Below are 23,221 nucleotides of genomic sequence, written 5' to 3'. Positions count from 1 at the left end.
CGCGCGGCGCTCAGGCGCGCCACTGCGCGGCGTGCTCGGTGACGAAGTCCCCGATCGCGCGCGCCCTGGTGCCCGTGACGGCCTCGACGTCGCCGCTGACGGCCGCGAACGTCCCGTCGTGCACCCGGCGGTACATGTCGCCGACGACCTCGGAGAGCCACGGGGGCATGCCGGCGACGGCCTGGTCCAGCGGGACGTCCGACGCCGTGACCTGGGCGCCGGTCACGGCGGAGAGGGCGGTCGCGACGCCGTCCAGGGTGACCGCCTCGGGCCCGGTCACGGTGTACGCCTTGCCGTGGTGCGTGCCGGGGTCCAGGATCGCCTGCACGGCGACGGCCGCGATGTCGCGGGTGTCGACCCAGGCGATGGGCGTGCCCCCGGTCGACAGGACGAGCCTGCGGTGCACGCGGATCGCGTCCAGGAAGTAGCGCGGGTCGGTCATGACCTGCTGGAACCACGACGGGCGCACGATCGTCCAGCGGCTCGCGCTGCCGGTGACGGCCGCCTCGACCTGCTGCACCCAGCCGCCGGGCGTGGCCTGCTCGGCGCCCTGCTCGGAGACGAGGACGATGTGCGCGCCCGGCGCCGCGGCGATCAGCTGCGTGATCAGCTCGGGAGAGTCCTGGACGTCGGGCCGGCCGAGGTAGATCGCGTCCGCCCCGCCCACCGCCTTGGGCCAGGTCGACTGGTCCCGCCAGTCGAAGGCGATCGTGGTCGGCGCCTGCGGGGCCTGCGAGGACCCGCCGCGGACCTCGGTGTCACCGCGTCCGGCGAGCTGCGCCACCACCTCGCGGCCGGTCTTGCCGCGCGCTCCGGTGACGAAAACGGTTCGGGTCATGTTGATCGGGTCCTTCCCCACTGCTGGTCTGGTTGGTCTGCTCGGCGCCCGGCGATCCGGCCGGGCGGGGGGTCACCCGGCGGGGCGGACGGCCAGCGCGTGGCCGAACTCGCCACGCGGGTCCCACTGCCTCTTGACCGCCTGGAGCCGGGGGTAGTTCGCCCCGAAGTACAGCTCGTGCCACGGGACCCCGGACTCATTCAACGCGGGATCGGCGAGGTCGGCATCGGCGTAGTTGATGAAGCACCCGTCGGTGACGTCGTTGGACCGCGGCACGCCGCCGGTCGCGGCATAGACGTCCGTGTAGCACTCCCGGATCCACCGGTCGTGCCGGTCGTCCTCGGACGGCTCGGTCCAGAGCGTCACGTACAGCAGCTTCATCACCGAGTCGCGCTGGGCCACCGCGGTCACCCCGGCCTCGACGTCGTTGATCCGCCCGCCGTAGGAGACCAGGGCGACCATCGAGAACGGGTTGTCGTAGTCCTCGCGCGTGAGCTGCCGGTACAGCGCGGCGAGCTGGTCGGCCGGCATCGCCTGGCGCAGGTACGCCGACTTGGCCTTCCAGCGCGGGAGCGACGGCTCGACGAACCCGAACCACTCCCGCACCACGTAGAACCACGGCAGGACGCTGCGGTCGTTGACCGAGTACTCCGCGCCGGTGCCCTCGTTCACGGCGGCGAGGAACGCGTCCAGCAGCTCGGGCGCACCCGGCACGCTCGCGTCCACCTGGGTGCTCATCCGGAACGCCCCCGCGGACCGGTGCTGCGTCTTGAGCTGGCTGTAGAGCCCGGCGCCCGGGGAGCCCGCCGCGGAGTTGGCCTCGTGCCACTCGCCGAAGTTGCGCACCAGGCGCGTGAAGCCCTCCTCGGTCAGGTCGTCCCACGACCACGCGACGTCGGACACGAGGAGCTCCGCGGGCGGGGCCGGCAGCTGATCCGCCGGTTCCGCCGACGCGGTGCCGGGAGCCCGCAGCCAGTACCTGGTGATGACGCCGAAGTTGCCGCCGCCGGCGCCGGTGTGCGCCCACCAGAGCTCGCGGTGCGGGTCGTCCGGCTCGGAGGTGGCCACGACGGTGCGGGCCCGCCCGTCCGCGCCGACGACGACGACCTCGACGGCGTGCAGGTAGTCGACGGTCAGCCCGTGCAGCCTCGACAGCGCACCGTAGCCGCCGCCGGCGATGTGCCCGCCCGCGCCGACCGTCGGGCACGTGCCGCCGGGGAGGGTGACGCCCCAGCCGCGGTACAGCGTCTCGTAGACCCGGCCCAGCGTCGCCCCCGGTTCGACGGCGAACGCCTGGCGCTCCTCGTCGTAGTACACGGCGTCCATGCCCGCGACGTTGATCACGACCTGGATGCCGGACGACGTCGTGAAGTCCTCGTCGCAGTGGCCGCCGCTGCGCACGGTGACCCGCAGGCCCTGGTCGACGGCCTCCTGCACGGCCGCCACGACCTCCGCGGCGGACGAGACAAGCCGGACGTACTCGGGCGTCCCGACCCAGCGGGTGTTCGCGCCGCTGATCAGTCCCCGGTAGCGGGCATCGCCGGGCCGGACCGTCGCTCCGCTCGACACGGCAACCGGTGAACCTTCGTGCATGACGCGAGACCTCCTGGTCCGACTGAATGAGTGGCGGCCCTCACCGCCGGGGGAATGCCCTCCCGGGCCGGGCGCCGGGACCGCGGGGCGGTCCGGCTACCGGGCAGGGCGGCGGGGCTTGCCCGGCGGGATGAGCGACCCTGCCCGGACAAGCCCCGTGTCGCCGCGCGGGACGCGCGGCGGATTCCTGCGTCCTACTTCGCGTTCTCCAGCGTCGGGTAGTCCGTGTACCCGGTGTGGTCGCCGCCGTAGAAGGTGGCCTGGTCCGGCGTGTTGTACGGGCCGCCGGCCTGGATGCGCGCGTCCAGGTCGGGGTTCGCGAGCCACAGCGCCGCCAGGGACACCGCGTCCGCGATGCCGGACTCCGCCGTCTCCTGCGCGACCTCGGCCGTGGCCGGGAAGATCTCCATGGTCTCGTGCGGGTTGAGGATGAGCACACCCGACCAGACGTCGCGGAGCTGCTTGGTCAGGCCGCGCGTGCCCATCTCGATGATGTGCAGGTAGGCGATGCCGAGCGCCGCGAGCTCGCCGAGCAGAGCCGTGTACACCGTGGCCGGGTCGCTCTCGACCATGCCGTTGTACGGGCTGCCCGGGGAGACCCGGATGCCGACCCGGTCGGCACCGATCGCGTCGGCGATGCCGCGCACGACCTCGACCGCGAACCGGATGCGGTTCTCGACCGAGCCGCCGTACTCGTCGGTACGGAGGTTGGTGTTGTCCGCGAGGAACTGGTGCACCAGGAAGCCGTTGCCGCCGTGCACCTCGACGCCGTCGAACCCGGCCTCGATGGCGTTGCGCGCGGCCTGCACGAACTCGGCCACGGCGCCGGTGATGTCCTCGGTCGTCATCTCACGCGGCGTCGGGTGGTCCAGCGGACCCTCGAAGCTGATCATCTGCTCGCCCGAGGCGACCGCGGACGGGGCGACGGGGAGCTCGCCGTTCGGGTACAGCGACGGGTGGCCGATGCGCCCGCAGTGGGTGATCTGCGCCACGATGCGGCCGCCCTTGGCGTGCACCGCGTCGGTGACCGTGCGCCACGCCGCGATCTGCTCCTCGGTGTGCAGGCCGGGGGTCAGGATGTAGCCCTGGCCGAGCACGCTCGGCTGGATGCTCTCGGACACGATCAGGCCCGCGCCGGCCCGCTGCGCGTAGTACTCGGCGGTGATCTCGGTGACGACACCCTGCTGGGTCGCCCTGTTCCGCGTCATGGGGGCCATCACCAGACGGGACGGCAGCTGCAGTGCGCCAACCGTCACCGGTTCGAACAGAGTGCTCACGACTTCTCCTCACTGACATGCCTGAACTCGAGTTGCTTGATCAACTCAAGCGACATCCTGGCACGGTTCCTTGAGTGGATCAAGCACCGATCCTTTATTCGCTCACGCATGTGGAATACCATCTCTTCATGGCAGTGCCCTCAGTCCCCGCGAGCGCCTCGACCGACCTCGAGCAGGCGCTGTTCACCTTCGTCGACGCCTACAACCAGGCCTGGGACGCCGCGGCGAGCGACCACGGCCTCAGCACCGCCCAGGCGTGCGTCCTGGGCCGGGTGGAGCACCGCCGCGGGATGGGCGAGCTCGCCGAGGAACTGCGCTGCGACGCCTCCAACATCACCCAGATCGTCGCCCGCCTGGAGACCCGCGATCTGGTCCACCGCGAGCCCCATCCCGACGACCGGCGGTCCCGCCAGATCGTGCGCACCCCGGACGGGGACAAGCTGTACGGCGACTTCGAGGAGTCCTTCGAGCTGCCCCGGACGGCCGCGGCCAACCTCACCGCCGCGGAGCGCGAGCAGCTCACCGCGCTGCTGCACAAGGCGCTGGGCAGCTGACGCGACGCCGGCCGGGCCCGGCGAACCGGGCCCGGCCGACACGCCGGCACGTCCTGCCTCGGTCACCCGATCGGCGGGATCAGGCCGATCTGCGTGCCCATCTCCAGGTTGTCGTAGCGGATCAGCCAGGTGGAGATCTTTCCGCCGGAGAACTCGTAGATGTCGTAGCCCTCGAGGTCGAACGACTTGCCCGTGGCCTTGACGACCGGCCCCGGGTTCTCCGGCGGCCAGCCCGAGATGTCACCGGTCAGCGTGGCCGTGCCACGCCACCGCACCGCGATGCTGCCGCCGTCCAGGGCGAGGTACGGCGCGCCGATCTCGGTGAAGCGCATGTCCGGGAACGCGATGTAGGTGATCTCGGCGAAGCGCCGGAACTCGTCCTTGCCGTCGGTGAAGCGGCCCTGCATGGCCGGGTCCTCGACGTGGATGTCGTCGGTGCACATCTCGAGCTGTGCGTCGATGTCCTGGGCGTTGACCGCCTCGAACCAGCGGGTCATGAAGCCCGCGAGGGACTCCGGCAGGGAGCCGCCGAGCTGGGCCCGCGCGGTGCTGTAGGCCTCGTCGAGGTAGTCGGTGTGCTGGGTGGTCGACATGGGGTTCCTTCGGGTCGGGGATGTGTGCCGGTGGTTCAGTCGGGTCGCCGCACGGCGAGCGCGTGCGTGAACGCGTCCCGCGGGTCCCACTTCGCCTTGATCTCCTGCAGCCTCGGGTAGGTGCTGCCGTGGTACAGCTCGTGCCAGGCGATGCCCGAGGTGTTGAGCTCCTCGTCGAGCGGGTCGGCGTCGATGTAGTTGAGGACGGCGCCGTCGGTGGCGCCGCGCAGGCCCGGCACCCCGCCCGTCGCCGCGTGGACGTCGGCGTACCAGCGCCGCAGCCAGGCCAGGTGCGCCGCGTCCTCCTCCTCGCCGGCCCACATGGTCAGGTAGAGCAACCTCATCACCGAGTCCCGCTGGCGGGTGGCCGTGGCGCCCTCCTCGACCGCGTTGACGGCCCCGCCGTACCCGCCGATCTCCACCATCGTCGCCGGGTTGTCGAAGCCCGGGTCGGACAGGTGCCGGTAGATCGCGCCCAGCTGCTCCCCGGTGAAGGCCGTGCGCTGGTACGCCGACTTCGCCTTGAACCGGCCCTTGCCCTCCCAGCCGTCCCCGCCGAGGCCCGCCCAGGCGGTCACGTGCTCCAGCCAGCCGACCGTCCGGCGCTCCTCGCGGTGGGTCAGGCCGGTGCCCTCGCTGACCGCGGCGAGGAACTCGTCGAGCAGGCCGGCCGCGTCCGGCGTCGCGGCGTCGACCTCCGTCGACATCAGGAACTCACCCGCCGAGACGTGCCGCGGCTTGAGTGCGCTGAACAGGGCGGCCGCCCGCGAGCCGGGGGCGCTGTTCGCCACGTGCCACGCGCCGAAGTTCGCCAGCAGGCGGGTGAAGGACTCCTGCGTCATCCCGTCCCACGACCACGCGACCTCCGAGACGATGAGCTCCTGCGGCGCCCGGGGCAGCTGGGCGGCGGGGTCGTCGCCGTCCGCACCGGGCGAGCGCAGCCAGAACTTGGTCACGAGCCCGAACGTCCCGCCGCCGCCGCCGGTGTGGGCCCACCAGAGGTCGCGGTGCTCGTCGTCGGCGCCCCGGCCGGCGACAACCTTGCGGGCGCGGCCGTCGTCGCCGACCACGACGACCTCGACCGCCTCGAGGTAGTCGACGAGCTGACCGAGCTTCCGGGTCAGCGGCCCGTACCCGGCGTTGGTCAGCTGCCCGGCCAGCGCCACCGGCGGCCCCGCGCCCGCGGGCACCGTCACCTGCCAGCCCTCGTACAGCTTCAGGTAGAGGTCCGCGGTCGAGATGCCCGGCCCGACCGCGAACGCGGACCGCTCCGGGTCGAACTCGACCGAGTTCAGCGCCGAGGTGCTGACCAGCGCCCGCACCGCGCTGTTGGTGAGCAGGTCCTCGTAGCACGCGCCGCTGCTGTGGATCGCGAACCGATCCCCGTTGTCGATCACGTGCTGGACGGCCTCGACCGCCTCGTCGGCGGTGGCGGGCAGCAGCACGTAGTCGGGCGTGCCGGATCCCCACCTCCCGTTGAAGCTCGCGGTCAGTGGTGCGTATCGTTCGTCGCCGGGCTTGATGACCTCGACCTGGGAACTGGGCATGCAATCCTCACCTTGATGATCGTCGTGGACGTGGAACCCGCCGGGCTCGGTGAGCCGGGCGGGCCCGGGTCGCTCAGCCGACCGGCGCCAGCCGCCCGCCGTCCGTGTCCCGGATCTCCCGGCACAGGTCGCGCAGCGCCTCGGTCAGCCGGGCGATGTCGGCGCTGCTGATCAGCGCCGACGGCTCGAAGCGCAGCGTGTGCACCGCGCTCGACGTCGGGAACGTCCGGATGCCGTGCTCGCGGAGCAGGAACCCGGCGAGGTAGTACCCGAAGAACCCGGAGCCGTGCAGCTCCCGCAGGATGCCGGAGCCGGCCTCGCCCTGCTCGGCGAACTCCAGGCCGATCATCAGGCCGCGCCCGCGCACGTCCGTCAGGACCTCCGGGAACTCCGTCCGGAGCCCCCGGAGGGCGTCCAGGAGCTCGGTCCCGCGCTCCTCGGCGGCGCGGTACACCTCGCCGTCGCCGGCCTCGAGCAGGTCGAGCACCTTGCCCGCGATGAGGCAGGAGAAGCTGTCCTTGGCGAACGTCGAGCTGTGCATCATCTCGAAGCTGCTCTGGTAGCGCGACGCCTTGACCAGCATGACCGCGGCCTTGGCGATGCCGCCGCCGAGGCTCTTGGCCAGCGCGTAGTAGTCGCCCCGCAGGCCGAGGTGGCTGCTCGCGAGGAAGGCGCCGGTGCGGCCCATCCCGGTCTGGATCTCGTCCACCACGACCGGGATGTCCAGCTCGCCGGCCAGCCGCTGGACGTCCTGGACGAACGCCTCCGGCATCTCGTGGATCCCGCCCTCGCCGAGGATCGGTTCCAGCACCACCGCGCAGAACCGCGGGAAGGGGCGCCGGACGACGGTGACCCGGCCGCCGTCGGCCACCACGTCGTGCAGCCAGCGGCTCTCGGACCGCACGACGTCGTCGATCGCGCCCGGCTCGTCCACCGGCACGAACCGCGCCTGCGCGGCGAGCGCCGAGAACACCGCCCGGTAGACCGGGTTGTAGGTGAGCTGCGTGCTGCCCGCGAGCTTGCCGTGGAACGAGCCCACCGGGGCGAGGAACAGCGGCGTGGCGGCGAACAGCGCCTCGTTGTGCGCCGTGGCCTCCGCGACGGCCGCGTCCACCTCGCCGGCGTCGACGACGCCGTCCGCCGCGGCCGCGCGCGCCGCCTCGGCGTGCGCGGCGATCTCGGCCCGCAGGCCCTCGACGCGGGCGTAGCGCTCGAGCTCCGCGTGCTTCATCGCGGCCTCGATGGCCTCGGCGCCGCTGTTGGCGAAGATCGCGAAGTACGACTCGTCGGAGCCCGTCTCGCGCCTGATGATCCGGTTCAGGCCGGCCGCGACGTCGTTCGCGTACGGGTGGCGGGAGAACTGGGCGTGGATCGGCGTCCCCGCGGCCAGCAGCTCCCGGGCGTAGGCGACCAGCTCCGGGTGGCTGTGGCCGAACATCGTCGACCCGTAGCCGCCCACGAGGTCCAGCACGGGGACCTCCTCGTCGCCGCGCCGGTAGTAGAGCGTGTCGCCCTCGCCCCGCACGTACTCGACGTCCAGGCCGGCGGTGGCGAGCACCCCGCGGAGGTACGGCTCGGCGAGTTCCTCGACTGCGACCTCGGTCATCGTGCCGCCTCCTGTTCGGTCGCGGCGAGCCGCAGGATCTCCCCGGCGACCGCCTCCGGCGCCTGCTGCGGCTGCCAGTGCGAGATCTCCGGCAGCGTGACGAGCTGGTACGGCCCGGTCACGTACTCCTGGGTCTTCTCGACCGACAGCTTGCTGACCGCGGTGTCGGACGGGCTCCAGACGAACGTGGTGGGCACCGTCACCGGGCCGAACCCGAACGGCTCACCGAGCAGGTTGTTCGCCCGGTACCAGTTCAGCGCCGCGTCCAGGACGCCGGGCCGCGAGTGCTTGGTGACGTAGCGCTCCACCTGCTCGCGGGTGAGGATGTCCTCGCCCGCCTGCGCGAACCAGGCCCACAGCCCGGCCGAGTCGTCGGCCAGGAACTGGTCGGCCGAGCCGGCCGCCATGAGCATCTCGACGTACTGCGAGCCGTGCTGCTGCTCCTCGTCGACGCGGAAGGCGTGCTGGTAGGCGTCCAGGTGGGGGATCGCGAGCGCGACCAGGGTGCGCACCCGCTCCGGGTGGCGGGCACCGAGGTACCAGGCGACCGCCGCGCCCCAGTCGTGCCCCACCACGTGGGCGGACCCGATCCCGAGGTGGTCCAGGATCCCGAGCGCGTCGCCCGCCAGCAGCGGCAGGGCGTACCCGGCGACGTCGGCCGGCCGGGCGCCGTCGGAGTAGCCGCGCTGGTCGGGGGTGATCGTGCGGAAGCCGGCGCCGTTCAGGATCGGCGCGACGTCCGCGTAGGACGCCCGGCTGTGCGGGAACCCGTGCAGGAGGAGGACGGCGGGGCCGTCGGCGGGGCCGTCGACCTCGACGTCGAAGGTGAGGTCACCGAGGGTGATCTGCTGGAGGGTCATGGCGCGTTCAGGCCCCCAGGATCTTGGCTTCGAGGTGCGGCTCGTGCAGCACGGTGTAGTGGTCGGCCAGGCCGATGACCCGCTGGAACGCGCGGGACACCTCGGCGTCGACCGCCGCGGCGTCCTGCACCTTCGCGATGAACTCGTGCGTCTCGGTGATCTCGGGCGTCCGCTCGCCCTCGACGCCGGGGAAGGCGAGGTCGTTGCTGACCGCCACGTCCCAGCAGCCGTCGACCGCGTTCTGGGCGAGGTCCTTGAAGTAGGCGAGGGTGTCGACGGGGCCGCCGCCGGCGACGTGGTCACGCAGCACGACCGAGCCGAGCGCGGCGACCGTCATGCCCTGCGCGTAGCTGGGGTTGAAGCTCGCGACGCCGTCGCCGATCGCCAGGATGCCGCTGGGCAGGTCGGACATGAGCTCGTAGTGCCGGCGCAGGTTCGTGGGGAACTTGTAGGCGACCGGGTCGTTGAGCGGCTTCGCCTGCTGGAGGATGTTGTAGATGTCGGGCGCGGCCAGGGACTTGATGAAGTCGAGGTAGCCCTCGGGGTCGGTCGGCGGGTGGTCGCCCAGGATGCCGTAGGCCGTCACGATGGCGCGGCCGCCGTCGATCTTCTGGCAGATGCACCCGCGCGGGACCTCCGGGGAGGCGACGGTGTTGACCGAGATGTTGCCCTCGAAGGCCTCGTCCGGGATCTCGTAGTACCGGGTGGCGTAGCCCATCCCGATCTTGTGCTTCTCCTCGGGCACCTTCCCGTAGCCGAGGTCGTCGAGCCACACGGACAGGCGCGAGCCGCGGCCCGAGGCGTCGACGACGAGGTCGGCGGGCAGGAGGGTCTCGTGCTTGCCCTCGGGGAACACCCAGACGCCCTGGACCCGCTTGCCGTCCTCGCTGACGTCGAGCCGGCTGATGTCGGTCTGCTCCGAGAGCACGACGTTCGGCAGGGCGAGGACGCGGTCGCGGATGTGCGACTCGAAGAACGGCCGGGACGCGGTGAGGCAGGTGAGCCCGGAGTCGGTCTGCACGAGCGGCTTGCCCGCGATGATCCAGCGCACGTCGTTGGACGCGTCGCCGATCGCCGAGCCGTCGGCGACCATCTGGTCGGTGATGCCGGGGAAGTGCTCCTCGGTGATCTCCTGGCCCCGCGCGAGGAGACCGTGCAGGTGGTGCCCCTGCGGCAGGCCACGACGGAGCAGGTTCGGCCCGGTCAGGTGGTCACGGTCGACCAGGGTGACGGTGTCGTAGTGCTCGGCCAGCACGCGAGTGGCGAACAATCCCGAGATTCCTCCGCCGAGCACGACAGCGCTCGTCGACTTACTGCTGTTCATTGCGACTCTCCTCTGGGACTCTGGTGTTCTCGCAGATCTCGCGGTGGTCCGCGCAGACCACCCGCCCCTTCTGCGCCCGTTCCGCGGTCAAGGTAGCCGCACCCGCATCACCGGCCGGTCATCGCGCGGAAACTGCGGGCGTTACCGAACGCCTAGAGCTGACACATCCGGGCGAACGCCGCCCCGGAGGGCGGCCGCACCTGCCCCGTCAGCCGTCGAGGTGCGCCCGGCCGCTCGCGACGCGGGCACGGGAACCCGCCCCCAGGGCCACGCCGAGGTGACGGTCCGCGATGTGCCACGCGCGGCGGCGGAGCACGTGCAGCTGGTCCAGGGCCGCCCCCGACAGGGGGTCCAGGGTGATCGTGGTCGAGTGCGGGCTGCCCCCGTTCCACTCGGGCCGGCGGCGCAGCAGCTCCGGACCCGCCGCCCCGACCACGAGCAGCGGCACGCCCCGGGAGACGCCGGCGAGGAGCTCGACGAAGTCGAGGAACGTCTCCGGCATCCGGTGCAGGTCGTCGACGATCACGACCAGCGGCCGGTCCAGGGTGGTCTCCGCGAGGAACTCCTTGCCCAGCCGCCGCATCCGGGCGATCGAGCCCTGCTCGAGCGACGCCTCGCGGAAGATCTCCTCCAGCCGGGCCGTCACGCCCGCGAGCCGCGTGGGCCCGGCGTCCCCTTGGACGCGCAGCCCTCCCGCCAGGCTGTAGCTCACCAGAAACTCCACGGCCTGCAGCTGGCCGGCGAGACGGCCCTCGAACTCCGCCAGGAACCGCGACTTCCCGCCCCCGGGGTCGCCCAGGACGGTGACGAGATGCGGCCTGCGCCGCGACCTCGCGCACTCCAGCAGGCAGCTCACCACGGACAGCTCCGATTCCCCGGCCCCCGGCGTCAGGTTGCGGCGCCCGGCCTCCTCGGCCGCGCCCTGCACCAGCCACCCGGCCGGGGTGTGCGGCGCGCGCGCGAAGAGGAACTGCTCCCCCGCGTCCCGGCGGGTGTCCGAGCAGACGACCATCTCCCCCTCGGCCGCCGTGGCGAGCAGGTCCTGGCACCGGTCCACCGCGGAGCCGCGGACCATCAGCCAGCCGCTCATCTCCGGGTCGCTGCGCACGAGCGCCGTTCCCGTCGCGACGGCGATCCGGGCCCCGCGGTCCCCCGCGGCGGCCAGCTGCCGCCGGATCTCCCAGCCGGCACGCACCGCGCACGGAGCGCCGTCCTCCGTGCCGGCCTCGAAGACCGCCATCGACGTCGAGCCGAACGAGACGGTCGGCTTCCCGCCGAAGAAGTGCACGGCCCTGCGGACCAGCCCGGCGGCGTCCTCCATGAGCCGGTCGGCCTGCCCGGGCCCCGCGCCCGGACTGGCCTGCCGGCGGACGAGCAGGACGCTGCCCCTGTCGGGCACGGCCTCCCGCACCACCGGCGCGCGCGCCGGCCCGGCCTCGGTGACGACCTGCCCGCCGGCCAGGGCCGGGTCGTGGTTCAGGATGGAGCGCTGGAGCAGCTGGAGGTCGCGGCTCGGGTCCAGGCCGAGCTCGTCCACCAGCGCGGACCGCGTCCGGGAGTAGACCTCGAGCGCGTCGGCGTGCCGTCCCGTGCGGTACAACGCGATCATCAGCTGGGCGCACGCCCGCTCCCGCTGCGGCTCGGCCTCCACCATCGCCTCGAGCTCGCGCAGGATGTCGTGCTCCCGGCCGCAGGCCACCGCGGCCTCGAAGTAGTCCTCCATGGCATCGAGCCGCGCGTTGCGCACCGCGGCCAGCTCCGGCCAGGAGATCCCCGTCTCCACCAGGTCGCAGAGCACGGGCCCGCGCCACATGTCGAGCGCCTGGCGCAACGTGCCCACCGCGCGCTCCGGGTTGCCCTGTTTCAGCTCGGCACGGCCCTCCCCGAGCAGCCGGTAGAAGACATAGAGGTCGACCTCCTCCGGATCGGCCACGATCCGGTAACCGGGCGGTCTCGTGACAAGCAGTTCCTCGCCCGCGGCCTGGTCCCCGTGCGCCAGCGCGCGGCGCAGCCCGCTGATCGCGTTGTGCAGGATCTTGCGTGCCGTCACCGGCGCCTCGCCGCTCGCCCAGAGGGCATCGAGCAGCTTGCTCGTGGCCACCACCTTGTTGGCATGGAGAAGAAGCAGGCCGAGCGTCGCGCGCTGCTTGGTCCCGCCCAACGGAATGACCTTGTCCCAGTCCCGAACTTCCAACGGACCCAGTAATTGAAATCGCATCAGTACATCCCGAAATGATTAAGGTGCATTGAGTCCGTGCCCCTGGAATCGTAGACATGGCCATCCCGCCGGTTGTGTAATCGGCTTGTGAATGTTCGGCACCGGATGGAGCGCCCAGGATAGCCCGTGACCTGCGGGTTCACCGACGAAGGGCACGCCGGTACGGGCTTAGGGAGACGGCGTGGCCGATGAGGGCGGAGGCGTTCGCGAACCGGCCGGTGATGCCGTTGGTGGCGATATCCCGCGTCTTGGCCCGCCCGCCCCGCGCCCGCAAACACCCGGTGAATGACCATCACCTGACAGCTGAAATTCGGAGTACGCGCGCCGGGCGCAAATCTTTCACCCGCAACCGTGGAGCCGCCGCGTGCGGGCAGCAGAACGAGGCCCGCGGCCTCAGGCCGCGGGCCCGCTCCCGGCGCGGGGGGTCAGCCGGCGCAGGTGCCGGTGGGCTGGCTGGGTTCCGGCGACGACGACGCCGAGGGCTTCGCGGTGTCGCCGGCCGTCGCGTCCGGCGTCGCCTCGCCGGCGGGGTCGGCCTCCGCGCCGCCCTCGGTCCCCGCGGCGCCGCCGTCCACCTCGACCTCGGCCGACGCCTCCTGGGCGCCGGCGGTCTTCTTGCTCGCGGCGCCCTCCTTCTTCTCCCCCGGGAGGGGCGGCAGCCCCGCCGGCGGCACGTCGTTGGTGATGTCGGCCCAGACCTGATCGGCGTCCGGGGTCCACTCGACCCGGTTCGGGTCCTGGGTCCACGGCTGGTTGGGGATCGTCGTGAACTTGATCCGGTTCTGCTGGATGTCCTTGAGGCTGAGCGCCAGGCCCGCGAGGTGGCGGGCGTCGCCGAGGGCGGGGTCCGGGCTCACCGATCCGAGCACCGCCTTGGACAGGTTCAGCATCGTGGCCGGGTTCGCCAGGGTCTCCGCCGACAGCAGCTGCCGCAGCATGGCGTTGATGAAGCCCTGCTGGCGGTCGATGCGCTCGAGGTCGCTCTGGCTGGTCCCCTCGACGTGCCGGGCGCGGAGGTAGTCGATCGCGTCCATGCCGTCCAGCCGCTGCTCGCCCGCCGGGAGGTTGACGCCGCCGTAGTTCGCGGGCGTGACGATGGGGTACGGCAGGCAGACCCGCACCCCGTCCATGGCGTCCACGACGTCGATCACGCCGTTCATCTTCACCACGACGTGGTTCGGCAGCGGTATGCCCGTGTTCTCCATGACGGTCTGGATGGTGCAGGCCGCGCCGTAGGTGAGATCGTCGGGCCCCTCGCCCGTGAGGCTTCCGGCCGCGTCGAACGAGCCGTTGAACTGGCCGATCTCGAAGCCCTGGGACATCCCCCCGCCCGGCAGCTTGCACGACGGCCGGTACACCATCGAGTCGCGCGGGATCGAGACCACGTGGATCCAGGACCGGTCCGCCGAGATGTGCACCAGCATCGTCGTGTCCGAGCGCATCCCGGTCTCGTCCCCCGCCCCGGCGATCGCCGCGTTCGCGGCGTCCCGGTGGTCGGTGCCCATCACCAGGATGTTCACCGGCGAGTCCGCGAACGGGTCGCCGGGGCCCTGTGCCACGGGAGTGGCGCCGATGATGCCCGAGACATCGGAGACCTCGACCTCGCCCATGAGCTCCTGGACGACGGCGAACGCGCTCGCCCCGCCCAGGGCCAGCACACCGACGGCCGCCATCGCCACGATCCGCGGCTTGCGCGACCAGCCCTTGCCCGACGAGTGCCGGTTGGCCGGCCGGTCGGCACGCTTCGGGACCGGATGCGGAGGCAGCGAGGCGTGCTGGGCCGATGGCCTTTCAGGCAGGGGCATGGAGCGGAGAATAGCGCCACGACGTTTCACATCTGTTCAGACGCTTGTCAGGAACAAATGGTTGTGCCGGATCCCCAGACTACTTCACGATATCTCCTTGACCCCGGCGACAAAACGGGTCCGCGCACCCGGTCAGGGACGCGGACCCGCGGCGCGGGTCCGGGAGCAGTTCACGGGCAGTTCGGGGCGGAACAGCGGCAGCTCAGTGGTGCGCCCCGCTCCGCGTGGCCAGCAGCACCACGAGCGCGACGACGATCGCGCCGAGCATCACCGCGGCCATCGCCACCGCCCCGCCGCCCAGGAACCCGGCGAGCGAGCTGACCACGCCCGCGGTGCCGGACTGCACGGCGCCGATCACGGCGGCCGACGTCCCCGCGATCTCCCCGTGCCGGGACATGGCGAGCGCCGCCGCGTTGGGCTGGATCATGGGCGCGAACAGCAGGGCGAGCCAGAGCACGCCCAGCAGGCCCGCGAGGCCTCCGGCGCCGGACACCGCCACGACGAGCAGCAGCGCCGTCAGCACCGCCTGCGCCACGACGGAGAACCGCAGGATGCGCATCGGGGCGATGCGGCGCACGAGCGCCGCGTTGACCTGCGCGGCGAGCACGAGGCCGACGCCGTTCGCGGCGAACAGCAGCGAGAACTCGCCGTGCGACAGGCCGAACTCCTGCTGGAACACCACGGGCGAGCTGACGACGTAGCTCATCAGCACGCCGAACGACAGGCCGGGCAGCACGGACAGGGCCATGAACTGCCGGTCGCGCAGCAGCGTGAGGTAGCCGGCGAAGGTGCGCACGAGGCCGCGCCGCGGGCGCCCGGCCGGAGCGGCCTCCGGCGCGGCGGTTCCGGCGGAGGCACCCTCCGTCGCCGTGCCCGACGTCGTCGTACCCGACGACAGCGCCGCCACCGCCGCACGCGCCGCCGGGCCGTGCGTCTCGGGCATGAACCGCACCACGACAAGCGCGAGCACCACGCCCATGGCCGCGAGCACCACGAACACCCAGCGCCAGGACGCCGTCCCGAGGATCGCGGAGCCGATCGTCGGGGCGAACATCGGCGCGATGCCGATGACGAGCATGAGCCGCGAGAGGATGCGCGCGGCCTCCGACCCGGTGAACCGGTCGCGGACGACGGCCATCGCCGTGGTCCCGGCCGCGGCGTTGAAGAAGCCCTGCAGCACGCGCAGCGCGATGAGCCCGCTCATCGTGGGGACGACGGCGCACAGCAGCGACGTGACCACGTGCAGGACGAGGCCCACGAGGAGCGGGGCGCGGCGGCCGAACCTGTCGGACAGCGGGCCGATCACGAGCTGGCCGAGGCCACCGCCCACGAGCATGGCCGACACGGTGAGCTGCGCCATCGCCTCGGTCGTGCCGAGATCGGCGGCGACCTGCGGGATGCCCGGCAGGTACATGTCGGTGGTGAACGCGGGCAGCGCGCACAGCGAGCCCAGCATGAGGACCCAGAGCGCGACGGTCCGCGCGCCGGGGCGCACGGCGACGGCGGGAACGACGGATGGGCTGGCGATTTGCGCGGCGGACACAGGTCTCCTGACGGCACGACGGGGGTGTGGGGCACGCGACGTTGCGAGAGCGGTGCCCCCACCGTATCGAATCGATACGACGAAGTCACGGTAATTTCGGTCACCCCGCGGGGTTAAGAAGCTCCGATCCGGTGTCAGACAGCCAGGGCAGACTGGGTCCCATGTGCGGACGGTTCGCGTCGTTCAGTGACGCCCAGGATCTTGCCGACGAGCTCGCGGTCGCGGAGCTCGCCGAGGACGCGCGGCTGCTCGGGCCGTCGTGGAACGTGGCGCCGACGGATCCGGTGCGGATCGTCGTCGAGCGGCCGGACCGGGCCTCCGGCGAGGTCACGCGGTCGATGCGGGTGGCCCGGTGGGGCCTGGTGCCGTCCTGGGCGAAGGATCCGGGCGTCGGCGCGCGCATGATCAACGCCCGCAGCGAGTCGCTGCTCGACAAGCCGGCCTTCGCCAAGCCGTTCGCGGCCCGGCGCTGCCTCGTCCTCGCGGACGGCTACTTCGAGTGGCGCAAGCTCTCCGGCGGCGCGGCGGCGGCAGGCACCGGGGGCGCGGCGTCGTCGTCCGGCGCGAAGGGCCGCGGGACGCCGAAGCAGGCGTACTGGATCCACCCCGCGACCGGCCGCTTCGCGGCCTTCGCGGGCCTCTACGAGTTCTGGCGCGACCCCTCGCGGGCCGACGACGACCCGGCGCGCTGGCTCGTGACGGCCACCGTGATCACCCGCGCGGCCACCGGGGAGATGGAACGGATCCACGACCGCATGCCCGCCCACCTGACGCCCGGCGCCTGGGACCGCTGGCTCGATCCGCGGGTCGGCGCGCAGGAGGCGTCCGCGCTGCTCCAGGCCCCGGGGGTGGAGCTGGCGACGCTCCCGGTGGGCGCCGCCGTCGGCTCGGTGCGCAACGACGGGCCGGAGCTGATCGCACCCGACACCGCACCGCGCGACCCCGAGCCCGTGTGGCTGTAGACCCTGACCCCGTGCCCGCCGGGCACGGGCACCACGACTTCACGAGGAAGTAACCTCACGCTGTGACCGAACCCACTGGCACCAGACAACCGACCGCCGTCGACGCCGTCGCCGACACCCACCTGCGCAAGCACGCCGCGCTGAGCCCCATGGACGCCACCGCGATGGGCCTTGCCGGGTACGACCACCTGATCGACCCCCTGGATCCCGCGCAGCGCGAGGCGTTCGCCGCGCTGAACCGGGCCACGCTCGACGACCTCGCCGCCGTCGACCCGGTCGACGAGATCGACCACGTGACCATTGCCGCCATGCGCGAACGGCTCGGCCTGGAGCTCGAGCTGCACGACGCCGGCGAGGACCTGGCCGAGCTGAACAACATCGCCTCGCCCGTGCAGGGCCTGCGGGACATCTTCGACGTGATGCCCACCGGCTCGGTCGAGGCCTGGGAGAACATCTCCGCGCGCCTGCAGGGCCTGCCGGGCGCGATCGACGGCTTCACCGAGTCGCTCCGGCTGGCGGCCTCGCGCGGTGACGTCGCCGCGATCCGGCAGGTCCGGGAGTGCGTCGGTCAGGCGCGCGAGCTGGCCGGTGACGGCTCGTTCTTCACCTCCTTCGTGACGGGCGAGGCGGCGCGCGCGGCGCTCGGCGACGGGCAGGACGCCCTGGCCGCCGATCTCGGCCGCGCGGCCGACGGCGCACGGGCCGCCTACGGCAAGCTGGCGGACTACCTGGAGACCGAGCTCGCGCCGCTGGCCCCGGAGGCCGACGCCGTCGGCCGGGACCGCTACGCCCTGCTCAGCAGGCGGTTCCTCGGGGCCACCATCGACCTCGAGGAGACCTACGCCTGGGGCGTGGAGGAGCTCGCCCGCGTCACGGCCGAGCAGGAGGCCGTCGCCCGCGAGATCGCCGGGCCGGGCGCGACCGTGCAGGACGCGGTGCGCAAGCTCGACGAGGACCCGGCGCGGAAGCTCGCGGGCACGGACGCGCTCAAGGCCTGGATGCAGGAGACGTCCGACGCCGCGATCCGCGACCTGGCCGGCACCCACTTCGACATCCCGGAGCCGATCCGCACGCTGGAGTGCATGATCGCGCCCACGCAGAACGGCGGCATCTACTACACCCCGCCCAGCGACGACTTCTCCCGGCCCGGCCGCATGTGGTGGTCCGTGCCGCCGGGCGTCACCGAGTTCAACACCTGGCGCGAGAAGACGACCGTCTACCACGAGGGCGTTCCCGGCCACCACCTGCAGTGCGCCCAGGCCGTGCACGCGCGCGACACGCTCAACTCCTGGCGCCGCCTGGCCTGCTGGGTCTCCGGCCACGGCGAGGGCTGGGCCCTGTACGCCGAGCGGCTCATGGCGGATCTCGGCTACCTGGACGACCCGGGCGACCGCCTCGGCATGCTCGACGGGCAGCGGATGCGCGCCGCCCGCGTCGTGTTCGACATCGGCGTCCACCTCGGCCTGAAGGCGCCGGCGGCCTGGGGCGGGAACACCTGGGACCCGGACACCGCCTGGGAGTTCCTGCGCGCCAACGTCAACATGCCCGAGGAGTTCATCCGGTTCGAGTACAACCGCTACCTGGGCTGGCCGGGCCAGGCACCGTCGTACAAGATCGGGCAGCGCCTCTGGGAGGAGATCCGCGACGAGGCGAAGGCCGCGGCCGAGGCCCGCGCCGGGCAGTTCGACGCGAAGGCGTTCCACGCCAACGCCCTGAACCTGGGCTCGGTCGGCCTGGACGTCCTGCGCGAGGCCCTGACCGTCTACCCGGACGCCGCCGAGTAGTCCCTACGGGAGTCCCCTACAGGAGTCTCCTACGGGCGGTCCGTGGCCGCCCGGGCGTCGCCCGCCAGGTCCGCGAGGGCCGCCGCGTCCTTGCGGACCTGGTCGGGGACGCCCTCGGTCCACCAGTCGTCCGGGACCGGGCGCACGTCCACCGCGACGCCGCGGCGCCCGAGCATCGAGGTGAGCAGCACGCTCGACGTCGTCGGCAGGCTCAGCACGCGCTGCCCCGAGCGCATCCCCGAGAGCCGCAGCTCCAGGACGGCCCCCGGATCCGCGATCGTCACGCCGGGCGTGGTGCGCAGCACCCGCCGCACCAGGGGCTCGTCACGCCGGTACGGCACGTAGAGCACGGGCCCCTGGGCCGCGAGCGACAGCACCCACTCCAGGTACGGGTCGGTGTCCACGAACCCGGCCCCCACCAGACCGGACCCCACCACGACCGTCGGCTCCGCGGGCGCGCTCTCCAGCGGCTGCGAGGTGTACCAGTCGAACTCGTTGCGCACCACGCGCACCCCGGCGCCGGACAGCCGCGCCAGCGCCTCGGCCGCCAGCGGCAGCGCGGTGAACAGCGTCAGCCCGCCGCGCTCGGCCAGCGCGCGCAGCCGGGCGGCGGTCCTGCGGCCCAGCGCCCGCCGCGCCGCGCCGGCGGGGACCGCGGAACGCACGAACGCGCCGGTGGGCGAGGTCAGGATCCGGTCCAGGTCGAGGGCCGCCAGGCCGTCGTCGACCATCGTGACCGACGTGACCGGCCGCGTCAGCAGCGCGGTCTGCACGATCCCGGAGAACATCTCGCCGACGATCCGGTTGCGGTGCCACGACCACATCTCGTGTCCCACCGGCCGCACGTCGGTGTGCAGGCCGTCCGGCAGCGCGGCGCGTTCGAGCGCGTTGCGGGCCTGGGCGAGCGTGGGCACGTCGTCGCGCACGTGCACGCGCGTGGTGTGCCCGCCGAGGCCCGCGGCGTGCGCCTCGATGGTGCACAGCAGCTGCAGCGGCGACTCGACCAGCGCGCCGGCCACCCGGGGCCGCTCCGTCACGAGCGAAGGCTCCAGCGCCAGGCGTCCGCGTTGTGGCGGCCGGACCGGCCGCCGAAGTTCTGCGCCGTGGCCGCACCGTTGCCGCGCTGCACGCGCGACTTGTTGGTCCACTCGTCGATCGGCGCGGCGTCCTCCGGCTCGACGGCGGCGGCCACGGCCGCCAGGCCCGCCACCAGCGCGGCCAGCTCCTCGTCGTCGGGCGCCCCGCGTACCACCCGGACCTGTGCGTTCACCGTTCGTCCTCCCTGAAGTCGTCCCGGCCGTTGTCGTCGTCGGAGCCGACGACGTCGTCCCGCCCGGCACCGTCGCGGCCCTCCCGCCCGCCGTCGGCGTCGTCCGGCCCGCCGTCGTACCGCGGGTCGTCCCCGAACGGGCCGTCCTCGGCCAGCTCGTCGTCGAACCCTGCCGCCGCACCGCGCGAGGAGACCCATTCCAGCACGTCGTAGCCGACGGCGTTGAGCCGCTCGGCGACCGCCTCACCGGCGGCGTCCAGCTCCGCGAGCGCCCCGTCCAGCGACGACTCCAGGTGCCCCGGCACCACGAGGAAGCTCAGGTAGAACGAGTCGGCGCGTTCCCGTGCGCGGTCCTCCGCGTCCGGGGTGTCGGAGTGCGGCTCCCAGATCGAGGAGGTGAGGTCCGGGTGCATGCCGAGGGCCCCGTGCAGCGTGTCGAACAGGGCGGCGTTGCGCTCGCCGACCTTCTCCTCCAGGGCGTGGACGCGAGGATCCTGGTCGGCCTCGGCCGCGCCGAACTCCGAGCGCACGCCGACCGCGGTGCGGACGTACGAGTGCAGGGCGGCGGCGAGCTCGTCCACCGCGCGATGCAGCGGTTCGGGATCCACGGAGCCCAGCGGTGCCGGGCCGTGCGTGGCGTCCTCGTGGCTCATGGGTTTCCTCCGAAGGGACCGGCCGGGGACGGGCCGTGAGAGGTCAAGGGTAATGGGCGTGCCTGGGTGCCCGGGCGTGAGCGCCGGCGGCGGATCAGAGCGGGATGTTCCCGTGCTTCTTCGGCGGCAGGCTCGCGCGCTTGGTGCGCAGCGCCCGCAGCGCACGCACCACCTGCACACGCGTCTCCGACGGCCGGATCACGGCGTCCACGTAGCCGCGCTCGGCGGCGTCCCACGGGTTGACGATCGCCTCCTCGTACTCGGAGGTGAGCCGGGCCCGCTCGGCCTCGACGTCCCCGCCCTCCTCGGCGACCTTCTTCAGCGCGCCGCGCTGCAGGATGTTCACCGCGCCGCCCGCGCCCATGACCGCGACCTGGGCCGTCGGCCAGGCGAGGTTGACGTCCGCGCCGAGCTGCTTGGAGCCCATCACGATGTACGCGCCGCCGTACGCCTTGCGGGTGATGACCGTGACCAGCGGGACCGTCGCCTCGGCGTAGGCGTAGATGAGCTTCGCGCCGCGGCGGATGATGCCCTGGTGCTCCTGGTCGACGCCCGGCAGGAAGCCCGGCACGTCCACGAAGGTGAGCACGGGGATGTTGAACGCGTCGCAGGTGCGCACGAACCGCGCGGCCTTCTCCGCCGCGGAGATGTCCAGCGTGCCCGCCATGGACAGCGGCTGGTTCGCGATGATGCCGACGGCCTGGCCCTCCACGTGGCCGAAGCCCGTGAGCACGTTCGCCGCGTACATCGGCTGGACCTCCAGGAACGACTCCGGGTCCAGCACCGCCTCGACCACCGTGCGCATGTCGTACGGCTGGTTGTCCGAGTCCGGGATGATCGCGTCCAGCGCCTCGTCGTCGGCCGTGACCTCCAGCGGGGTGTCCTCGGCCGGGAAGGCGGGGGCGTCGCCCAGGTTGTTCTGCGGCAGGTAGCCCAGCAGGTGACGCACGTAGTCCAGGGCGTCGTCCTCGTCGCTGGCCATGTAATGCGCGACGCCGGAGGTCGCGTTGTGGGTGCGCGCGCCGCCCAGCGTCTCGAAGTCGACGTCCTCGCCGGTCACCGACCGGATCACGTCCGGCCCGGTGATGAACATGTTCGACGTGCCGTCCGCCATGACGATGAAGTCCGTCAGGGCCGGCGAGTACACCGCGCCGCCCGCGCTCGGCCCGAGGATCAGGGAGATCTGCGGGACGACGCCGGACGCCGCCACGTTGCGCCGGAACATCTCCGCGAACTGCGTCAGGGCCGCGACACCCTCCTGGATACGCGCGCCGCCGCCGTCGGAGATGCCGATGATCGGCACGCCCGTGCGCAGCGCGAGGTCCTGGACCTTGGTGATTTTCTGGCCGTGCACCTCGCCGAGGCTGCCGCCGAACACGGTGAAGTCCTGCGAGTAGACGCACACCTGGCGGCCGTCGATCGTGCCGTACCCGGTGACGACGCCGTCACCCGGGATGCGCTTCTTGTCCAGCCCGAAGTTGCGGCTGCGGTGCGTCGCGAGCGCGTCGAGCTCGACGAAGCTGCCCGGGTCGAGCAGCTCGTCGATGCGCTCGCGCGCCGTCTTCTTGCCGCGCTTGTGCTGCTTGGACTGTGCCGTCACCTCCGGGTCGGTGACGGCCGCGGCGCGGCGGGCGTCGAGATCGGCGAGCTTGGCCTGGGTTCCCGCAGGTGCCGCGGTGGCGATGGCGTCGTTCACGCACCTGAGCCTAGTTGGCGATTCCACCCAACTCGATGGGTACGTCAGCACCTTGACACCCCTCGGCTTTGTGCGATGCCTACATGTCAGGGCGCTGGACCCTGTCAGACGGCAGGATGAGGACATGAGGGAATCCCTGCGGACGGACGAGATCAAGGTCAGCGGCTTCGGGCGGGTCGACGTCGTCGGCGAGTCGCCGAGCACCAACACCGCGCTCGTCGCGGCCGTGCGGGCCGACCCCGGCGCCTGGCCGGCGCCGTCGGCCCTGGTCACGGAGCATCAGACCGCGGGGCGTGGCCGCGCCGGCCGCAGCTGGGAGGCGCCGCCGCGGGCCGCGCTGACCGTGTCGGTCCTGCTGCGCCCGGCCGTCCCGGCCGAGCGCCTCGGCTGGCTCCCGCTGCTCGCGGGGGCCGCGGTCGTGCGCGTGCTGTCCCGGTACGACACCGGGCACGGCGCCTACGGCGGCGCCGCCGTGGCGGGCAGCGGGGACGACGACGGCACGGGACCGCTGGCGGTGAAGTGGCCCAACGACGTCCTGGTCAAGGCCGAGCCGCCGCGGGACGGCCTGGGGACCTTCCGCAAGGTCGCGGGCATCCTGACGGAGGTCGTGCCCGGAACCGGGACGGGACCCGGCGAACGCGCCGCCGTCGTCCTCGGGATCGGCCTCAACGTGTCCCAGACGGAGCAGGAGCTCCCGGTCGAGACCGCGACCTCGCTGGCCCTGGCCGGGTTCGGCGAGATCGACCGGACCGCGCTGCTCGTCGCGCTGCTGGACGAGGTCGTGGCCGCCGCCGGGCGCTGGGAGCTGGCCGGCGGGGACCCGGACGCCTCGGGACTGGCCGCCGAGTGCGCCGCGGTCTCCGCGACGCTCGGCACGCGCGTCCGCGCGGAGCTGGCGGCCGGGGCGGGTGAGATCGTGGGCGAGGCGGTGCGGCTCGACGCGACGGGCGCCCTGGTGATCCGCACGGACGCGGGCGAGGAGCGAACGGTCGCGGCGGGCGACGTCCACCACCTGCGGCGCTCCTGAGGCCGGGCCCCTGCGGCCCTCGGACCGGCCGGCATGACGGGGCGGGCCCGGCCAAGTGGCCGCCACGGCGT

Annotated in this window: 19 protein-coding genes; 4 read left to right on the top strand and 15 right to left on the bottom strand. The window is 72.8% G+C overall.

Going from position 1 to position 23,221, the window contains the following annotated elements:
* Positions 1 to 10: 10 nt before the first annotated feature.
* From ABD208_RS03885 to ABD208_RS03875, 3 genes are all read right to left on the bottom strand, one after another.
* The gene (locus ABD208_RS03885) at positions 11 to 838 is read right to left on the bottom strand and encodes an NAD(P)H-binding protein (RefSeq protein WP_344099677.1); all 828 of its coding nucleotides are present in this window, start codon (positions 836 to 838) and stop codon (positions 11 to 13) included.
* A gap of 72 nt (positions 839 to 910) precedes the next feature.
* Positions 911 to 2,407, bottom strand: coding sequence for an FAD-binding oxidoreductase (locus ABD208_RS03880; RefSeq protein WP_344099675.1), 1,497 nt, complete (start codon positions 2,405 to 2,407; stop codon positions 911 to 913).
* Positions 2,408 to 2,625: 218 nt separating this feature from the next.
* Entirely contained in the window at positions 2,626 to 3,708 is a 1,083-nt protein-coding gene (locus ABD208_RS03875; protein ID WP_344099673.1) for an alkene reductase, read from the bottom strand.
* 128 nt (positions 3,709 to 3,836) lie between these two features.
* Here ABD208_RS03875 and ABD208_RS03870 point away from each other — a divergent pair, with 128 nt between their 5' ends.
* Positions 3,837 to 4,262: a MarR family winged helix-turn-helix transcriptional regulator gene (locus ABD208_RS03870; protein WP_344099671.1), complete on the top strand. Its 426-nt coding sequence runs from the start codon at positions 3,837 to 3,839 to the stop codon at positions 4,260 to 4,262.
* A gap of 62 nt (positions 4,263 to 4,324) precedes the next feature.
* Here ABD208_RS03870 and ABD208_RS03865 read toward each other — a convergent pair whose 3' ends face one another.
* From ABD208_RS03865 to ABD208_RS03830, 8 genes are all read right to left on the bottom strand, one after another.
* Positions 4,325 to 4,855 carry an ester cyclase gene (locus ABD208_RS03865; RefSeq protein WP_344099669.1) on the bottom strand — a complete coding sequence of 177 codons (531 nt, stop codon included), beginning with the start codon at positions 4,853 to 4,855 and terminating at the stop codon, positions 4,325 to 4,327.
* 35 nt (positions 4,856 to 4,890) lie between these two features.
* The gene (locus ABD208_RS03860) at positions 4,891 to 6,402 is read right to left on the bottom strand and encodes an FAD-binding protein (protein ID WP_344099667.1); all 1,512 of its coding nucleotides are present in this window, start codon (positions 6,400 to 6,402) and stop codon (positions 4,891 to 4,893) included.
* Between the two features lie 73 nt (positions 6,403 to 6,475).
* The gene (locus tag ABD208_RS03855; RefSeq protein ID WP_344099665.1) at positions 6,476 to 8,008 is read right to left on the bottom strand and encodes an aspartate aminotransferase family protein; all 1,533 of its coding nucleotides are present in this window, start codon (positions 8,006 to 8,008) and stop codon (positions 6,476 to 6,478) included.
* Positions 8,005 to 8,868, bottom strand: coding sequence for an alpha/beta fold hydrolase (locus ABD208_RS03850; RefSeq protein WP_344099663.1), 864 nt, complete (start codon positions 8,866 to 8,868; stop codon positions 8,005 to 8,007). Before ABD208_RS03850 ends, ABD208_RS03855 begins: the two co-directional genes overlap by 4 nt.
* Before the next feature lie 7 nt (positions 8,869 to 8,875).
* On the bottom strand, positions 8,876 to 10,192 hold the full coding sequence (locus ABD208_RS03845; protein ID WP_344099661.1) for an FAD-dependent oxidoreductase: 1,317 nt from the start codon (positions 10,190 to 10,192) through the stop codon (positions 8,876 to 8,878).
* Between the two features lie 208 nt (positions 10,193 to 10,400).
* Positions 10,401 to 12,353, bottom strand: a complete 1,953-nt coding sequence (locus tag ABD208_RS03840) for an AfsR/SARP family transcriptional regulator (RefSeq protein WP_344099659.1) — start codon at positions 12,351 to 12,353, stop codon at positions 10,401 to 10,403.
* Positions 12,354 to 12,835: 482 nt separating this feature from the next.
* Positions 12,836 to 14,215 (bottom strand): LCP family protein, encoded by a 1,380-nt coding sequence (locus ABD208_RS03835; RefSeq protein ID WP_344099657.1) that lies wholly within the window; start codon positions 14,213 to 14,215, stop codon positions 12,836 to 12,838.
* A 202-nt stretch (positions 14,216 to 14,417) separates the two neighbouring features.
* Positions 14,418 to 15,758 carry a multidrug effflux MFS transporter gene (locus ABD208_RS03830; RefSeq protein ID WP_425561061.1) on the bottom strand — a complete coding sequence of 447 codons (1,341 nt, stop codon included), beginning with the start codon at positions 15,756 to 15,758 and terminating at the stop codon, positions 14,418 to 14,420.
* A 161-nt stretch (positions 15,759 to 15,919) separates the two neighbouring features.
* On the opposite strand from ABD208_RS03830, the gene ABD208_RS03825 reads away from it, so the two are divergent.
* On the top strand, positions 15,920 to 16,720 hold the full coding sequence (locus ABD208_RS03825) for an SOS response-associated peptidase (RefSeq protein WP_344099655.1): 801 nt from the start codon (positions 15,920 to 15,922) through the stop codon (positions 16,718 to 16,720).
* 62 nt (positions 16,721 to 16,782) lie between these two features.
* Positions 16,783 to 18,504, top strand: coding sequence for a DUF885 domain-containing protein (locus ABD208_RS03820; protein ID WP_344099653.1), 1,722 nt, complete (start codon positions 16,783 to 16,785; stop codon positions 18,502 to 18,504).
* A 29-nt stretch (positions 18,505 to 18,533) separates the two neighbouring features.
* Here the strand turns inward: ABD208_RS03820 and ABD208_RS03815 are convergent, their stop codons facing one another.
* From ABD208_RS03815 to ABD208_RS03800, 4 genes are all read right to left on the bottom strand, one after another.
* Positions 18,534 to 19,541 carry a hypothetical protein gene (locus tag ABD208_RS03815; protein ID WP_344099651.1) on the bottom strand — a complete coding sequence of 336 codons (1,008 nt, stop codon included), beginning with the start codon at positions 19,539 to 19,541 and terminating at the stop codon, positions 18,534 to 18,536.
* The gene (locus tag ABD208_RS03810; RefSeq protein ID WP_344099649.1) at positions 19,538 to 19,774 is read right to left on the bottom strand and encodes an acyl-CoA carboxylase epsilon subunit; all 237 of its coding nucleotides are present in this window, start codon (positions 19,772 to 19,774) and stop codon (positions 19,538 to 19,540) included. The genes ABD208_RS03815 and ABD208_RS03810 overlap by 4 nt, the downstream gene beginning before the upstream one ends.
* The gene (locus ABD208_RS03805) at positions 19,771 to 20,427 is read right to left on the bottom strand and encodes a hypothetical protein (protein ID WP_344099647.1); all 657 of its coding nucleotides are present in this window, start codon (positions 20,425 to 20,427) and stop codon (positions 19,771 to 19,773) included. Before ABD208_RS03805 ends, ABD208_RS03810 begins: the two co-directional genes overlap by 4 nt.
* 94 nt (positions 20,428 to 20,521) lie before the next feature.
* Positions 20,522 to 22,123: an acyl-CoA carboxylase subunit beta gene (locus ABD208_RS03800; protein ID WP_344099645.1), complete on the bottom strand. Its 1,602-nt coding sequence runs from the start codon at positions 22,121 to 22,123 to the stop codon at positions 20,522 to 20,524.
* A gap of 124 nt (positions 22,124 to 22,247) precedes the next feature.
* Between ABD208_RS03800 and ABD208_RS03795 the strand changes: the two genes are divergently transcribed.
* Positions 22,248 to 23,150: a biotin--[acetyl-CoA-carboxylase] ligase gene (locus tag ABD208_RS03795; protein WP_344099644.1), complete on the top strand. Its 903-nt coding sequence runs from the start codon at positions 22,248 to 22,250 to the stop codon at positions 23,148 to 23,150.
* Positions 23,151 to 23,221 lie beyond the last annotated feature (71 nt).

Source organism: Myceligenerans crystallogenes, from assembly GCF_039529775.1.
Classification (GTDB): Bacteria; Actinomycetota; Actinomycetes; order Actinomycetales; family Cellulomonadaceae; genus Myceligenerans; species Myceligenerans crystallogenes.
The sequence above is the reverse complement of the archived record's forward strand: the minus strand, read 5'-3'. Positions and strand labels throughout refer to the sequence as shown.

Excerpts from the sequence above, each read along its gene's own strand:
- ABD208_RS03835 (WP_344099657.1), bottom strand. The coding sequence starts at position 14,215 with ATGCCCCTGCCTGAAAGGCCATCGGCCCAGCACGCCTCGCTGCCTCCG.
- ABD208_RS03855 (WP_344099665.1), bottom strand. The coding sequence starts at position 8,008 with ATGACCGAGGTCGCAGTCGAGGAACTCGCCGAGCCGTACCTCCGCGGG.
- ABD208_RS03795 (WP_344099644.1), top strand. The coding sequence starts at position 22,248 with ATGAGGGAATCCCTGCGGACGGACGAGATCAAGGTCAGCGGCTTCGGG.
- ABD208_RS03860 (WP_344099667.1), bottom strand. The coding sequence starts at position 6,402 with ATGCCCAGTTCCCAGGTCGAGGTCATCAAGCCCGGCGACGAACGATAC.
- ABD208_RS03850 (WP_344099663.1), bottom strand. The coding sequence starts at position 8,868 with ATGACCCTCCAGCAGATCACCCTCGGTGACCTCACCTTCGACGTCGAG.
- ABD208_RS03825 (WP_344099655.1), top strand. The coding sequence starts at position 15,920 with ATGTGCGGACGGTTCGCGTCGTTCAGTGACGCCCAGGATCTTGCCGAC.
- ABD208_RS03885 (WP_344099677.1), bottom strand. The coding sequence starts at position 838 with ATGACCCGAACCGTTTTCGTCACCGGAGCGCGCGGCAAGACCGGCCGC.
- ABD208_RS03865 (WP_344099669.1), bottom strand. The coding sequence starts at position 4,855 with ATGTCGACCACCCAGCACACCGACTACCTCGACGAGGCCTACAGCACC.
- ABD208_RS03805 (WP_344099647.1), bottom strand. The coding sequence starts at position 20,427 with ATGAGCCACGAGGACGCCACGCACGGCCCGGCACCGCTGGGCTCCGTG.
- ABD208_RS03870 (WP_344099671.1), top strand. The coding sequence starts at position 3,837 with ATGGCAGTGCCCTCAGTCCCCGCGAGCGCCTCGACCGACCTCGAGCAG.
- ABD208_RS03845 (WP_344099661.1), bottom strand. The coding sequence starts at position 10,192 with ATGAACAGCAGTAAGTCGACGAGCGCTGTCGTGCTCGGCGGAGGAATC.